A 12,554-nucleotide genomic window follows, 5' to 3' on the forward strand; every position below is an offset into this window, starting at 1 on the left:
TGTGATTAATAGAAAAATGGCATGACGTAGGGAAATCCGAGCGAGACCAGGACCAGCGCGGCCACGATCCAGAAAATGAGCTTGTAAGTAGCTCGCACTTGGGGAATCGCGCAGACCTCACCCGGTTTGCAGGCTTGCGCCGGGCGGTAGATGCGCCGCCAGGCGAAAAACAGCGCGACCAGCGCTGCGCCGATGAAGATCGGGCGATAGGGTTCCAGCACCGTCAGGTTGCCGATCCATGCCCCGCTGAACCCCAAGGCGATCAAAACCAGCGGCCCCAGGCAGCAGGCCGACGCAAGAATGGCGGCCAGCCCACCGGCGAAGAGCGCGCCGCGCCCGTTTTGTGGTTCAGACTTTTGTGGTTCAGACATACGCTTGTCCTTTCAAATTTGGTTTGGATAGCTTAAGCTTACTTCCGTAGTTATGTACGGAGTCAAGCGATATGCAAATTAATTTTGAGAATCTGACCATTGGCGTTTTTGCCAAGGCGGCCGGGGTCAATGTGGAGACCATCCGGTTCTACCAGCGCAAGGGCCTGCTGCCGGAGCCAGACAAGCCCTATGGCAGCATTCGCCGCTATGGCGAGGCGGATGTAACACGAGTGCGGTTCGTGAAATCGGCCCAGCGGCTGGGCTTTAGCCTGGACGAAATCGCCGAGCTACTGCGGCTGGAGGATGGCACCCATTGCGAGGAAGCCAGCGGCCTGGCCGAGCACAAGCTCAAGGATGTGCGCGAGAAGATGGCCGACTTGGCACGCATGGAGGCCGTGCTGTCTGAACTGGTGTGCGCCTGCCATGCGCGGAAAGGGAACGTTTCCTGCCCGCTGATTGCGTCACTGCAAGACGGAACGAAGCTCGCTGCATCGGCGCGGGGGAGTCACGGGGTGACTACGCCTTAGCGTGCTTTATTTTCCGAATTCTGAGACGACCCCAAGTAGCTTTAGTGACGGGAGGCTCAAGGGGGATAGGGCGTGAGATAGTGCTGACGTTAGCTAAAATGGGCGTGTCCTACGTAGGGATCCATTGCGGTAAAGACCAGGAGGCGGCAAAATCTGTCATTCACGAGGTCCACCAGCTGGGTGCCGATGCCGATGTCTTTACTGCGGACTTTGCAAGTCATGCAGGGCAGGAAGCATCCCAGCTTTGGCAGAAATTCTTCCAGCGCATTCAGGAAAAAGGTTATCAAGGGATTGATATTCTGGTTAACTGTGCCGGTGTCGCGCCTTCTGCTTCAATTACTGAAACTGAGCCTGCTATTTATAATACAGTCATGTCTATCAACGTTGAAGCGCCGTTTTTCTTACTAAAAGCAGCGATACCACACATTAATGTAGCAGGGCGCATCATCAACGTATCGACGGTTTTAACCCGAGTTGCCGATCCCCAACGAGCTATTTATGCGGCATCTAAGGGTGCGATAAATACGCTCACGTTATCGCTGGCACGCGAATTGGGCTCTCGTGGTATTACGGTGAATGCTGTTGCCCCTGGTGTTGTTGATACTGACATGAACAGCGGTTGGCTACACGAAGCACAGGCTCAAAAGATGGCGTCTGAATTCTCGGTATTTTCACGCGTGGGTAAACCTAACGACATTGCCGAGGTTGTGTCATTTTTGGCTTCAGAACGAAGTCGTTGGATTACAGGGCAGGTCATCGATACGTCCGGTGGTTCTTGTATTTAATACGTTATTCAACCAGCCGTTTGGCTGGTTGTTTTCTTATAGGCCAGGTGAAACCGATGCTTGAGCGTCTTTCTCTTCTGCGGCTGTATCGCCATCTTTTTCAACGGGCAATTGCTTAAGGCGTTTTATCAGAGTTGGATCCACTGCATCTAAAATGCCAATGCTGCTGACCGTGTAGGTATCAATCTGCATCCATGCGGCGCGCATATCGCACTCACTCTTCACATCACTTTTCGCGGCGCACCAGATAAACTTACCATTAGATTTAGTGCTGGGGTCACCGTATTTTTCGATCGCGCCAGCGACCAGACTGTCAGGGTTATTGAAGGTGTACCGAATAGCCTTTACAAGGCTTTTATCTGGCGCTGCTTCAGTGTCATCAATCAGCTGCACAATGACCTCTTCATTACTGTTTGCCCAGGCCATTCCCGTAACTTTGCCATCACGGCTTTGCGTTCGTACACCATTGATGTTTCGTTGCTCTGCGTGTTTATTCGCAGCTTCAAGCGCGTCATTCAAATCCATTCCCAGGCGGATGCCCGCGACGCTAAATTGACCAACATCAACAGAGTGGATCGGTTCCGGTTCTGGCTTTTCTTCAGTGGCAGGCGGCTTCGGAAGATTATCCTGTACGTTGGATCCATAGAGGCCGCCATCATAATTGGGTGATTCATAGGCTTGCGTGTCGGCATCCTCAAGGATCGTGAAACTGGCTTGTGCCATCGTTGAATTAGCTAAGCCAACCAGCAAAACCAGCATTGTTTTCTTCATCAAAGCAGTCCTCATTATGAATTTTGAAAACCATAACATTGACGTGAAAACCGGAGTACAGAAAAGGGCATCAAAACGAGGACCTTAAATATTCGCTATACCCAGTGCGGCCACTACCATGAGGAACTTCATACCACCGATAGGCATAGCTCCATGAACTACGAAAACGCAATCAATCATCTCAAAAACACCCTTTATCAGGCAGGTTTATTGCCAAAAGCCGAGTCAACCGCAACGGAGTCCTTGATGCGTCAGGCTGCGAGGTTGTTTGATCAGGCCGCTGATATGCTTGTGAAGGTGGCCGAAGAGCACCTGAAAGCCAGTCAAGCCCATAATGGCGATCTGAACAAGGCACTAAGCGATGTGCTAAATTTCGAAGCCATTGCCGAGATGCTGGATCAATACCAACTCGAAAGCGATGCCCGTGACGCGCTGGAATCGCCCAAAAAGAGTCAACTCGTTCCCTCTGGGTTTACCTTCACCGATACAGGGCTTCATGGCATTGCAGGAAAGATAGTGGCCTATGTCCGTGAACAGGCCAAAGGTCAGGCGCTCACCGCGCATGTTTGGCCTTACCGTCATGATGATAGCCACATGCTCAGCTGCGATTTTCACTCGAAAGAAAGCGACCTGGTCATTCCTTTGTGCATCACGGCAGGACAAGAGCAATGCGGTGACCCCATTGACGAACCGACGGTTTATGATCTGCCCGAGGCGTTGCACTTAGCCGGTATCATCATTCGTGCCGTGAAAGCGGATATTGAAATTGGCCGGTATTTCAACGAGACAAACCCTGCGGTATTGACCCGACCGCTACAGCATCGTCAAACCAATGGCCCCATCCATCTCTGGGAGGAAAATCATGCTTAAGCCTCAGATCCCGCTATGGGTTCGTGCAACCGCCTTTGTTCGTGAGCACCTTTCCTTCATCGCATTGGCCGGGCTCCTCCTCTGGTCCCTCTGGGGATGGCCTGCACCCGATACTGCGACAGGAGCAACAAAAATAATCGTTAACCTATTAGGTCTGGCGATGCCTCTGGCTGTGGTCTGGTTAGTGATCAGCACTTTTATGCGCACTACGACTTTCGATTATCTCGGCTACTTCGGTAAGCTCGTCTACGATATCGTTTTGCTGGTGATCGTTTTTCAGCTGGTCTGCCGTTTTTTCGCTCAGGTCCAAGGTGAGATTAATGGCGTTATTGACGGGGCACTACGTGACCCGGAATTGGCGATTAGTGCAGTGGTAAGTTTTTATCTTGTCACCTTTGTTTACCGGTTATGCATACGCAATTCAAAAATTCAAACGCAACATATCGAATATGGGCGTTTTTCTGCCCCCCTTCGCCGATCAGAGGCCTCGCTGAAACTGACAGCAATCCATGAATGCGGCCATGCCCTGGTCTATGCCCTTCAGAATACTCATCCGGAATTCATGCGGGTTGCCATTACGCGTGAAACACGCGGAACTGTACTACGTCTGGGCTATATGGAAAGCAACGTTGCGCTTGATGGCCGAGCATCACGCGATCAGCTTTATTGGCGAATGTTGTTGGCACTCGGAGGCTCCGCTGCGGAATTGGCCGTCTATGGCAAGCAATTCGAAGGGTCGCAGGAGGACATGCGTTCATGGGGTGAGCAAGCGGACCGTTACCTTCAGAACGGCTTTGGCAATGTGCTACTGATCGATGACGGTAAAGACGAATCTCTGCGACATAACATCGCCGCCTTTAATACCCTTCATGCCGAACAGATCACTATCATAAACCAGTTCATGCGTGACAACGTCACGTTATTAACGGACATGGCTGCTGAATTACGTCATACCGGGGTCTTGGATAAGCCCGCGATAGAAGCGTACTTGCAGCGCGTGACGATAGGGGCAGGGGTGCCTACTTTTGTGATCACGAACTGATGGTGAAATACGGTCGCTGACTGGTGACCATTTTGCCTAAAAATCACGACATCATTTTGAAAACTGTTATTTTGCGAGGGGGATTATGCGCCTGAATGTTTGAATCAGCATCGCAAACTTACATCATTTCGTTCCCTGAATGTGCTGTGCCACACTATGGGAGCCACAACTAACAGGAACAACTCATGACCCAATCACTTCAACGCAAAAGCCGAGATTTACGGCGACTTCAGATTGAGCCAGGTCGGTATGAGCTGGTGGAGTCAGGAAAAGAATCGATCTTCGATCGAGTGCGCGCAGTGGTCGCTGTCGATGAAGAAGGCATTATGCAGATTAATGCCAGTGACGTGGCCGTTGGGATGTGCGGACTGACAGGTAGAATTGACGACCTGATCGCACGCTATAACAACGGTCATCGTTTTATTTAACCAAGCCCGGAAATGAATAAAAAAGCACTTTTTTCGGTATTGCTAGTATTGGCGCTAGGCGCTGGCTTTCTTGGCTCTTCAGTCGCCCACTGCGGTGAGCCAGTCAGTATAGACAAACCGTCTTTACCCCAGTGCTGGGTAAGCTATCAAGGCCTCACTTTTCTGGCCGGGTGTTAACCCGGCTTTTCTTTAATACCACCTATTAATAGGACTACTAATCGACATGAAAGGCCAAGCAAAGAAAGGCGGCGAAGTTGGTGTAAACGGTGAACACTATAAAGGTGGTCAGTTCATGCCAGGTAGCTCAAAGACAAAGAAAGGTGATCGGGCATCGAATGGCGGGCCTTCTTCCAGACCTAAACGACAACTCATTGAGCCTGGTGTGTTCGTCGAAGTTTATGAGGGAGAAAAAACTATCTTTAGCGGAATTACGGCTTTTGTCGTCGTTGAAAATGGGGTTATGCGTCAATCTGCCAGCGATAAAGCGGTCGCTAATTATGGTCTTACTGATACTTTGCCGGTGTTAATCGAACGATTCAATGCGGGTGAACGGTACCGGTGAGGGGAGTCCCTCACCGACTTCGTCATAACAGTTACTATCTTATTTTTTTATGAATGACAAATAACAGCGCCAGCAAAACTGGGGTGCCCAGATATACATAAGCCAACGTGTTTTGGTGGTAGGCGCGTAAATCCTCCACGAAAGCACGCCAAACGGTAATAGGTTCATTATCTCCCATCACCATGTAGTTGTATGTAAAGCTTGAACTAAACCCGAAATCAAAGACGGCCAAGCCTAAATAAAATAATAAAACCAACAGGATGGTCAAAAACCATCTTAAAAACGTTCTATTTATCATAAGTGCTACCTAATACCCCTCCACCCATTTCTCCACCATCAAAGCTTGTTGCTTCTCCACCAATTTGAGCTGACGATGTGGCAAATTCAAAAATTTGAATCATTGTCCCTTTATCTGATGGCGTAAGATTGTCAATATTTGGGTACTGTTCATGAAAGACATTTGTTACTTCAATTACATCAAGCTTATTAAAGTTATTTTTCTTACCATTCAAATAACTCTGGAATGAAACAGGCACCGTGAACGCCTCTTCTCGCTCGACCGGATACTGCGTTCGTATTGGAGTGTAACTCTCTTCAAATATACGTGTGCCAGATTGCTTCAACCCTTTCACTGTATGAGTTGTGCAATTATTACCTGAGACATCATAAACATCTATAGACCTTCCGTTTCTACGAGTCAACTCACCTGCTTTTTCAGGTAGGTTAGGTATGCTGCCTGATTTCCAAAGGTTATTAAAATAAGTTTCTGTTTTGTCTGTGTCCGCATCTGTTATTTTAAAAACCCTTGCATTCGTTATATATAACTCATCTCTGATGTATTTTCGAGCATCCTCACCGGTCATATATAAAAGTATTCCATCACCCGTTAAAGTTAATGGTCCTGGCGTTCCGTAGCGACCGTATGAATATAATGAGACTTTATTATTTTTGTGGATTGTTATAAATGAATGGCCTGAACCAAATGTTTCCGTCCACACAAAAACGCCATCATAGAGCAAGTTATCTGAAACCCTGCATTCACCATTTAAAGGTGCTGGCGCTACGGGGTTGATCCGACTGCCAAAGCTGGTTCCCTGTGAAGGTGTTGATGGTGCTGGGGCTTGAGTTGCAAAACGACTTGGCTGGGCTTGTGCTGCTACACTATGAGCAATAACCTTGTTAGAACCTGCCGGACAGCCGCATTGTACAATTGAGTCATGTACGGCTTGAAGTTTCCCATGATTTAGAAAACCTTGCTGCCCAGAAACAACGGTGCCTGTCTGTCCACATTTCGGGCATTTTGTTGTCGGGTCACCCACTCTTAATGCTTTTTTATTAAAGCACGTTACAGTTTCTATGGTTGCAATACATGTTGCACCGGTAGTTGTTTTGTCGCCATTTAAAGCCATTGCCTTACCCATAATGATGGGTCTTACTCCAGACATAACACCTCCAATGTGTGATATGGTAGTGATATATAATTAATTAACGAAAATAATATATTAATACCAGACATTGATCTAACTATAAATAATCTAATCATTACAATACACCAACTTCCCATTTCCATTCCTGCCAGGAATTTCGCCGAGCGTACACCTCATGCTTTACTTGTGTAGGTAACCATTCATAACCGATCTAATTATTATCAGAGAGATTTATGAGCACTAAAGCAAACAACCTTGAATTACTGTACAACGCCTGGCTGTCCCGTTCGGTATCCTGGGAGTTCGGTAGTGAGGATGAGCGGAAGGCCCAATGCCGTGATTGGGCTGAGTCGTCTTTAGAAAGCATCTCTGATGCCGAAGAGTTTGAGCAGGATGAAGCTGATTACATCGTGGATGACGAGCTCACGCACTGGACTGAATAACTTCGCCTAACCCCTTCGTCACCGGACGGTCTGATGTGACAATGAAGGGGTAAACAAATCAAACAGGCAAATCGTTATGACCAGCACGCCCCAAGACGAACTGAGCGCTATCGCACTGTTCAATGACATTGGCCGAGATGAAGTCACTGCTCGTTTCAATGCGCTCAGCGCAGCAGCGCAAGCGCGCTTCGATGAGAGCTACCGTATCCACGGCACCATGCCCGTCGGTTTTACTGCTCTCAATTTTATGACCGCTGATGAACGGAAGCAGCGCCACCAGCTCTTACTTGCGATTCAATTATGCACCGATCCCCAAGCCGAAGCGCACGCCCGCATTAAAGCCCGGCGAGCCGCATTGAAAAGGAAAAACCATGTCGTCACCACTGGGTAAACTTCAGCACGCGTTGCTGCACGATATCGTTAACCAGCAGGATGGAGAATGGTGGCCGGGTTGCCCACTAACCGTTCAGACACTGAGCCGGAGCCGGATCATTCTTGACGCATTGGTGGCCCGGCAACTCCTGAAGCATAAAGGCAGCTGTCATTATGAGGTCACAAGTCTGGGTCTGGAAATTGTCTCTCAGAGCAGGCATGAGAAAGCGCGTTAAACATCTGGATTTGAGCGCTGTTTTACAATAGAGTAAACATAACGAATAGGTGGTATATGTCTCATCTTACTGGTGTCATTTCGAGTGTGATTCAGGAGCTCGATACAGTCGGCGAAAGGATTAATTCAGCCATTAGTGAAGCCTCTTCCGACGCAGAAATTCAATTGCTGGAGGATGCGTTAATCTCACTGTCTGAAACCAGAACTCTCCTGCAAGGCAAAACGCCGGTAAGCCAGGTTAACGCCAGTGTGACCCGGATCCGCCCATTACCATAACCAGCCTAATATTGCTTGAGGTGACCAAAGATCATGTCAGACCAACTACCTGCAAACGAAACTGAGCCACTGGTGACGAAAGCTAAAGTCCCTTCAGCCCATCTGGAGACGCTATTTAACTACCTGGTTAAATGCATCAAAGAAGAGGGCGCTCCACCAACTTACGATGATATCGGTAAGGCCCTGGGTTATTCAAAGGGGCTGGTTGCCCGGCGTGTGAAGCAGCTGCATGAGCAAGGCCGTATCATTATAGATGGAGAGAAAACCACGGCCAGAACGATGCGTATTGCTAAAGGGCAGGGCTATGATGAACTGACTGATAAGGTGTACCTGACAGAAGATCGTAAAGCCATTATCAAAGCGGTGAAAAGCATGATGAAGCGCACCGGCATCGGTCCTTCTATCAATATGCTGGCGCATGAGCTCGGCTTCTCGAACAGCAAAACAAAACGCCACGTTGAGTACCTGGATAAAAACGAATTACTCCGGTACAGCCCCGAACTGGGTGAAGTTATTGCCACTGAACCAGGTGACTACGAGCCAAAGCCGAATGCGTAGTGGTGGGCTCTACTTTCGATTTTTCCACTATGCTCTGCTGATCAGTCTGTTGTTTGGATGCATTCTTTTTGGCAAGGCGCTCATCTCTATCTACTGGCCGAGGTATTGGGTTCCAGCTGATGCCTGGTATGCCTTCGGGATAGCGCCGGGTGTTTGGCTCGCGACTCTGATTGGGCTGATTATCTTCATATTCCTCTCATCGCTTTATCGCTATTTCGGGGTATTGGTGATGACTACCTGCATTGCCTGTGCAGGGATCGCCTTTTTCGTCCTCAATTCGTAGCGCTTTCCCTCCGCTCGTATTGAAAAAACGCCTTTTCTCCTGAATTATGGAGCTCTTTATACGGGCCATTCACATGCCGTGGGGGTGTGAGATTGTGCTGATAATCTGCGCCTAAAGCGGTATAGGGCGCATCCAACGAGGGTATCCGATGAAATCTAAAATCCTGGCGCTGGTGGGGGCGCTAATCATTTTAACCGGCAGCGCATTTGCTGCGCCACAGTTTGACCCAAACACGGTCTACGCCGGGAAGGCTGGGCAGGCAACCAAAGAATCAGTGCAGCAAGCCGAGCCTGGTGAAAAGGGCAGTATTACGGTTCTGCGGCTGAACAGCTACGCGCACCTGGGTGAGTTTAACATTCCAGAAGGCACGCCAAAAGCAAGCGTAGAGCGATTCAACAATAAGGTCTATGTACTGTCCGAAAAGCCAGACAAGCGCCTGGCTGGATTGTGGATCGGCCGTGACGCTAATGGCAGAGAAGGTCTTTGCGGTTACATCAACAACAGCATGCGCATTCAAAAATGTTATTTTATTTTTTATAGAGAAAAGTGACATCACGCCCCTCTTGGGGCGGTTTATGAATAGAAAAACAGTTACTTATATCAAATACTGTCTTTTAACGTTCTGGCTTTTTGATGTAGCTCGTTAAATGATTTGTCTTCATTCAAAAGATAGATCACAATATTTCTTAAATATTTCACTTTAACATATTCGGAGTAATCATATAATGACTTAATAAAAACACAATCCTTCATTGTTGTTTTATATTTCAATTCATTTTTTTCTATAACCAAATTAGATCCACAAAAATAATATGATAAAAAACCATGAAACAATAAATTAAAGTTACTGAAAGAATCAGGCTTATTAACGGAGGAAGTAAATTCACGAAATGTATTCTCTTGTCTTTTGATAATCTTTTTGTATTCTTCCTTTTCATTAACTTCGCTCTCTGGCAAAGAAAGCATTAATTTATTAAAATAAGTAGCCCCTGTACAAGTTTCTTTATTTACCATATTCACTAGCTTATCTTTTATTAGTTGAATATCAGGGGCGCAGAATTCAGTTATAGCTTTTTGAAAAGTTTCAGCAATATCCTGGTTCTTATAAACTTTAATTTCATTTCTTAATTCGAATGGATGTGCAAATGAGCCGTCACGCAAATTTTGAAATTCACGTATTGATTTTATGCGTTTTATAAATTCAAAAATCTTCAACTCACTCTCTTCTTTAGAAATTCTTGTTTTCTCGTCTTTGACTACTTTTGTATATTTTATATGTGTTTCTGCTAATTTTTGAAATTGGATAATCAACAAACCAACGAAAGGCTCTAGCTTCATTCTTGAAACACCCTTTGGGTTAGATGATGGGCTTTTAATTCCGCCATCATTGTCAAGTAGCGCTAGGCTAGCATAAATCGAAGATATGTTAATTATGGTGTGATAAATAGAAGTTAAAGATAGGTAATAATTTAATCTGTTCGCGAATTCAGATAATAAGTGCAACGCTCGGTCATGTTAGATGGAAGGACGGTTAGCTACTGATAAGCTATCCTGCTCTTCCGACCAAAGATGAGCGAGTAAGTATGAAGTATCAGCAACTAACCGAAGGACAACGATACCAGATATCGATACTGCGTGAGGATAATTTATCCTGCCATGAGATAGGTATCCGTATCGGTGTAAGCAAGTCCACGGTCTCCCGTGAACTGAGGCGTAACACTTCAGATACTGGTTATAACCCACAACAGGCACACCAGAAGTGCTGTGATAGGCGACTGTCATCTGCCAAAAGGACAATTCCTCAGCAGACCATAGATTTCGTGATATTTGCTCTGGAGTGGAAGTGGAGTCCTGAGCAAATAAGTGCAATTGGCAGCATTATTGGTCTTAGCGTCAGCCATGAATGGATTTACCAGTATATCTATGCGGATAAGCGTAGCGGTGGCGAGTTGTACAGGCATCTTAGGCAGGGCAAACGGCGATATCGTAAGGGCTACGGGCAGAAACGAGGGCGCATCCCTGACGCGGTATCCATTGAGCTACGGCCGTCAGTCGTCGATGACCGTAGCCGTCTGGGGGACTGGGAGGCCGATTTGGTGCAGGGTAAACAGGGCACTGGTGCTATCGTGACACTGGCAGAACGCAAAAGCCGTATTTACCTGACAAAAAAGGTGTTTTCAAAGGATGCGGTGGAAGTCAGTAAGGCCATTATCTCACTGCTGAGTGAGTATCAGGATGTATGTCACACAATAACGTTCGATAACGGTCTAGAGTTTAGTGAGCACAAGGCGATAGCAGAAGCACTGAACGCAGATACGTACTTTGCCCATCCGTATGCCTCGCATGAGCGTGGGCTGAACGAGAATACGAATGGATTGTTAAGACAGTTTATCCCGAAAGGAACAGACCTGCGGACAGTGACAGAAGAAGACTTACAACGCTATCAGGGAGCGTTGAACAGCAGGCCACGCAAGTGTCTGGGGTTCAGACAACCTTCGGTGGTGTTTGCGGAGCTAAGAAAGGCGGCTTAGCGTTGCACTTCGGACTTGAATCCGCCGTTTTCATATTTACTAAACTCCATCAATAAGTCATTGCCTTTGTTAGACATCCTTAACAGCTCAGTTATTTGAGAAAACTTAGAGTTTGAATAATTCGCAATCATTAACTCTAATATTTCTTGTTCATCAATATTTTGCATCACTAAAATTCACCTTATTGAATTGACATGCATAATTTCACCTTAATTTGCAACAGCGCCACCATTTTTTTTATGTACTCCTCCTTGACATGCTTAATAAAGATATTTTTATTTATAAATGAACTTGAGAGGCTTTATGCTCAAAGATGCAATCCAATTCTCTTACCATTCGGTAACGTTACATCGATAGAAAGTTCACCGCCTAAAGCTTTAATGTAGCGCTTCAGAGTTGAAAGCTTCGGATCGTTATCAACATTTTCAAGCTTAGCAATAGAAGGTTGCGAAACGCCCAGTGATTGAGCTAGCTCAGTTTGAGAAAGTTTCAGTTCCTCACGAATTTTAGCTAGTGTGATTTCACGCCGGATTTCTTCTGCTCGGTCTTCAATTTTTGCCAGCGTTTCGGGGGATTGTTTTGCAAGTAGTTCATTTAAAGTGGACATGTTATTTCTCCTGCTCTAATAAGTGCGCTGCATATTCCGCATCGGCCATCTTGATTAATTTCTTGTAGAAACGGGTTTCATCTTTTCCTTTCTTATCACCGGCACATAACACAATGCCACGACGAATTGGGTCAAATGCGAAACACGCTCTAATCGGATGACCACCAACCTGAATTCGCAGTTCCTTCATGTTGGGAAACTGTGAGCCCTTCAGGGTGTCAACTTGAGGGCGTCCAAGATTGGGGCCATCCTCACGTAAAATCATTAACACTGCCAACACTTCAATCTGAGTTTCCTCATTTTGCTCTTCGAACCAAGAATCAAAGAGATCTCTCGTTAATATTTCCCACATAAATATATATAACCTCCGAGTTATAATGAATGATATAACCTGGAAGGTATATTGTCAATTTAATTAATGTCCGATATGTTATAATATTTCGGACACTTGAAATTAATAATAAAA

The 12,554-nt window shown here is 46.5% G+C and carries 20 protein-coding genes; 12 read left to right on the forward strand and 8 right to left on the reverse strand.

All coding sequences use genetic code 11. The features are described from left to right. Positions 1-5 precede the first annotated feature (5 nt). Positions 6-371: a mercuric ion transporter MerT gene (gene merT, locus M1E86_RS20405; protein WP_001294656.1), complete on the reverse strand. Its 366-nt coding sequence runs from the start codon at positions 369-371 to the stop codon at positions 6-8. A gap of 71 nt (positions 372-442) precedes the next feature. Between merT and merR the strand changes: the two genes are divergently transcribed. Further along, entirely contained in the window at positions 443-898 is a 456-nt protein-coding gene (merR, locus tag M1E86_RS20410) for an Hg(II)-responsive transcriptional regulator (protein WP_001166628.1), read from the forward strand. 44 nt (positions 899-942) lie between these two features. Further along, positions 943-1,683: an SDR family NAD(P)-dependent oxidoreductase gene (locus M1E86_RS20415; protein ID WP_241017482.1), complete on the forward strand. Its 741-nt coding sequence runs from the start codon at positions 943-945 to the stop codon at positions 1,681-1,683. Positions 1,684-1,719: 36 nt separating this feature from the next. On the opposite strand, the gene M1E86_RS20420 is transcribed toward M1E86_RS20415, so the two are convergent. Next, positions 1,720-2,454 (reverse strand): hypothetical protein, encoded by a 735-nt coding sequence (locus M1E86_RS20420; protein ID WP_042849100.1) that lies wholly within the window; start codon positions 2,452-2,454, stop codon positions 1,720-1,722. Positions 2,455-2,607: 153 nt separating this feature from the next. On the opposite strand from M1E86_RS20420, the gene M1E86_RS20425 reads away from it, so the two are divergent. The 4 genes from M1E86_RS20425 (at position 2,608) to M1E86_RS20440 (ending at position 5,356) form a co-directional block, all read left to right on the forward strand. After that, on the forward strand, positions 2,608-3,324 hold the full coding sequence (locus M1E86_RS20425) for a hypothetical protein (RefSeq protein ID WP_094962950.1): 717 nt from the start codon (positions 2,608-2,610) through the stop codon (positions 3,322-3,324). Continuing rightward, positions 3,317-4,366 carry a hypothetical protein gene (locus M1E86_RS20430; protein ID WP_042847402.1) on the forward strand — a complete coding sequence of 350 codons (1,050 nt, stop codon included), beginning with the start codon at positions 3,317-3,319 and terminating at the stop codon, positions 4,364-4,366. Before M1E86_RS20425 ends, M1E86_RS20430 begins: the two co-directional genes overlap by 8 nt. A 185-nt stretch (positions 4,367-4,551) precedes the next feature. Next, complete coding sequence (locus M1E86_RS20435; RefSeq protein ID WP_042847400.1) at positions 4,552-4,794, forward strand: hypothetical protein; 243 nt, start codon at positions 4,552-4,554, stop codon at positions 4,792-4,794. 223 nt (positions 4,795-5,017) lie between these two features. After that, positions 5,018-5,356: a hypothetical protein gene (locus M1E86_RS20440; RefSeq protein WP_042847399.1), complete on the forward strand. Its 339-nt coding sequence runs from the start codon at positions 5,018-5,020 to the stop codon at positions 5,354-5,356. A 34-nt stretch (positions 5,357-5,390) separates the two neighbouring features. Here the strand turns inward: M1E86_RS20440 and M1E86_RS20445 are convergent, their stop codons facing one another. Continuing rightward, positions 5,391-5,654 carry a hypothetical protein gene (locus tag M1E86_RS20445; protein ID WP_042847398.1) on the reverse strand — a complete coding sequence of 88 codons (264 nt, stop codon included), beginning with the start codon at positions 5,652-5,654 and terminating at the stop codon, positions 5,391-5,393. Then, the gene (locus tag M1E86_RS20450; RefSeq protein ID WP_094962948.1) at positions 5,644-6,801 is read right to left on the reverse strand and encodes a PAAR domain-containing protein; all 1,158 of its coding nucleotides are present in this window, start codon (positions 6,799-6,801) and stop codon (positions 5,644-5,646) included. The genes M1E86_RS20445 and M1E86_RS20450 overlap by 11 nt, the downstream gene beginning before the upstream one ends. A 215-nt stretch (positions 6,802-7,016) precedes the next feature. On the opposite strand from M1E86_RS20450, the gene M1E86_RS20455 reads away from it, so the two are divergent. The 5 genes from M1E86_RS20455 to M1E86_RS20475 all read left to right on the forward strand — a co-directional run bounded on the left by M1E86_RS20455 (position 7,017) and on the right by M1E86_RS20475 (position 9,500). Beyond that, positions 7,017-7,226: a hypothetical protein gene (locus M1E86_RS20455; protein ID WP_042847397.1), complete on the forward strand. Its 210-nt coding sequence runs from the start codon at positions 7,017-7,019 to the stop codon at positions 7,224-7,226. 76 nt (positions 7,227-7,302) lie between these two features. After that, positions 7,303-7,617 (forward strand): hypothetical protein, encoded by a 315-nt coding sequence (locus tag M1E86_RS20460; protein ID WP_042847396.1) that lies wholly within the window; start codon positions 7,303-7,305, stop codon positions 7,615-7,617. A 273-nt stretch (positions 7,618-7,890) separates the two neighbouring features. Further along, positions 7,891-8,109 carry a hypothetical protein gene (locus tag M1E86_RS20465; protein ID WP_042847394.1) on the forward strand — a complete coding sequence of 73 codons (219 nt, stop codon included), beginning with the start codon at positions 7,891-7,893 and terminating at the stop codon, positions 8,107-8,109. Positions 8,110-8,142: 33 nt separating this feature from the next. Further along, the gene (locus tag M1E86_RS20470; RefSeq protein WP_052219403.1) at positions 8,143-8,667 is read left to right on the forward strand and encodes a hypothetical protein; all 525 of its coding nucleotides are present in this window, start codon (positions 8,143-8,145) and stop codon (positions 8,665-8,667) included. A 431-nt stretch (positions 8,668-9,098) separates the two neighbouring features. Continuing rightward, a complete protein-coding gene (locus M1E86_RS20475; protein WP_042847392.1) occupies positions 9,099-9,500 on the forward strand; it encodes a hypothetical protein in 402 nt (133 codons plus the stop codon). 50 nt (positions 9,501-9,550) lie between these two features. On the opposite strand, the gene M1E86_RS20480 is transcribed toward M1E86_RS20475, so the two are convergent. Continuing rightward, positions 9,551-10,288 (reverse strand): hypothetical protein, encoded by a 738-nt coding sequence (locus M1E86_RS20480; RefSeq protein WP_206086938.1) that lies wholly within the window; start codon positions 10,286-10,288, stop codon positions 9,551-9,553. A gap of 245 nt (positions 10,289-10,533) precedes the next feature. Here M1E86_RS20480 and M1E86_RS20485 point away from each other — a divergent pair, with 245 nt between their 5' ends. Further along, a complete protein-coding gene (locus M1E86_RS20485; protein WP_140035165.1) occupies positions 10,534-11,481 on the forward strand; it encodes an IS30 family transposase in 948 nt (315 codons plus the stop codon). Here the strand turns inward: M1E86_RS20485 and M1E86_RS20490 are convergent. The 3 genes from M1E86_RS20490 to M1E86_RS20500 all read right to left on the reverse strand — a co-directional run bounded on the left by M1E86_RS20490 (position 11,478) and on the right by M1E86_RS20500 (position 12,440). Then, complete coding sequence (locus tag M1E86_RS20490; RefSeq protein ID WP_206086939.1) at positions 11,478-11,648, reverse strand: hypothetical protein; 171 nt, start codon at positions 11,646-11,648, stop codon at positions 11,478-11,480. The two genes, M1E86_RS20485 and M1E86_RS20490, sit on opposite strands and share 4 nt — an antisense overlap. 140 nt (positions 11,649-11,788) lie before the next feature. After that, positions 11,789-12,088 (reverse strand): helix-turn-helix domain-containing protein, encoded by a 300-nt coding sequence (locus M1E86_RS20495; protein WP_042847390.1) that lies wholly within the window; start codon positions 12,086-12,088, stop codon positions 11,789-11,791. Between the two features lies 1 nt (position 12,089). Then, on the reverse strand, positions 12,090-12,440 hold the full coding sequence (locus tag M1E86_RS20500) for a type II toxin-antitoxin system RelE/ParE family toxin (protein WP_042847389.1): 351 nt from the start codon (positions 12,438-12,440) through the stop codon (positions 12,090-12,092). Positions 12,441-12,554 lie beyond the last annotated feature (114 nt).

This window comes from Providencia sp. PROV200 (assembly GCF_049901995.1).
In the GTDB taxonomy this organism is placed as follows: domain Bacteria; phylum Pseudomonadota; class Gammaproteobacteria; order Enterobacterales; family Enterobacteriaceae; genus Providencia; species Providencia rettgeri_E.

Excerpts from the sequence above, each read along its gene's own strand:
- merT (WP_001294656.1), bottom strand. The coding sequence starts at position 371 with ATGTCTGAACCACAAAAGTCTGAACCACAAAACGGGCGCGGCGCGCTC.
- merR (WP_001166628.1), top strand. The coding sequence starts at position 443 with ATGCAAATTAATTTTGAGAATCTGACCATTGGCGTTTTTGCCAAGGCG.
- M1E86_RS20420 (WP_042849100.1), bottom strand. The coding sequence starts at position 2,454 with ATGAAGAAAACAATGCTGGTTTTGCTGGTTGGCTTAGCTAATTCAACG.
- M1E86_RS20425 (WP_094962950.1), top strand. The coding sequence starts at position 2,608 with ATGAACTACGAAAACGCAATCAATCATCTCAAAAACACCCTTTATCAG.
- M1E86_RS20430 (WP_042847402.1), top strand. The coding sequence starts at position 3,317 with ATGCTTAAGCCTCAGATCCCGCTATGGGTTCGTGCAACCGCCTTTGTT.
- M1E86_RS20435 (WP_042847400.1), top strand. The coding sequence starts at position 4,552 with ATGACCCAATCACTTCAACGCAAAAGCCGAGATTTACGGCGACTTCAG.
- M1E86_RS20440 (WP_042847399.1), top strand. The coding sequence starts at position 5,018 with ATGAAAGGCCAAGCAAAGAAAGGCGGCGAAGTTGGTGTAAACGGTGAA.
- M1E86_RS20445 (WP_042847398.1), bottom strand. The coding sequence starts at position 5,654 with ATGATAAATAGAACGTTTTTAAGATGGTTTTTGACCATCCTGTTGGTT.
- M1E86_RS20450 (WP_094962948.1), bottom strand. The coding sequence starts at position 6,801 with ATGTCTGGAGTAAGACCCATCATTATGGGTAAGGCAATGGCTTTAAAT.
- M1E86_RS20455 (WP_042847397.1), top strand. The coding sequence starts at position 7,017 with ATGAGCACTAAAGCAAACAACCTTGAATTACTGTACAACGCCTGGCTG.
- M1E86_RS20460 (WP_042847396.1), top strand. The coding sequence starts at position 7,303 with ATGACCAGCACGCCCCAAGACGAACTGAGCGCTATCGCACTGTTCAAT.
- M1E86_RS20465 (WP_042847394.1), top strand. The coding sequence starts at position 7,891 with ATGTCTCATCTTACTGGTGTCATTTCGAGTGTGATTCAGGAGCTCGAT.
- M1E86_RS20470 (WP_052219403.1), top strand. The coding sequence starts at position 8,143 with ATGTCAGACCAACTACCTGCAAACGAAACTGAGCCACTGGTGACGAAA.
- M1E86_RS20475 (WP_042847392.1), top strand. The coding sequence starts at position 9,099 with ATGAAATCTAAAATCCTGGCGCTGGTGGGGGCGCTAATCATTTTAACC.
- M1E86_RS20480 (WP_206086938.1), bottom strand. The coding sequence starts at position 10,288 with ATGAAGCTAGAGCCTTTCGTTGGTTTGTTGATTATCCAATTTCAAAAA.
- M1E86_RS20485 (WP_140035165.1), top strand. The coding sequence starts at position 10,534 with ATGAAGTATCAGCAACTAACCGAAGGACAACGATACCAGATATCGATA.
- M1E86_RS20490 (WP_206086939.1), bottom strand. The coding sequence starts at position 11,648 with ATGCAAAATATTGATGAACAAGAAATATTAGAGTTAATGATTGCGAAT.
- M1E86_RS20495 (WP_042847390.1), bottom strand. The coding sequence starts at position 12,088 with ATGTCCACTTTAAATGAACTACTTGCAAAACAATCCCCCGAAACGCTG.
- M1E86_RS20500 (WP_042847389.1), bottom strand. The coding sequence starts at position 12,440 with ATGTGGGAAATATTAACGAGAGATCTCTTTGATTCTTGGTTCGAAGAG.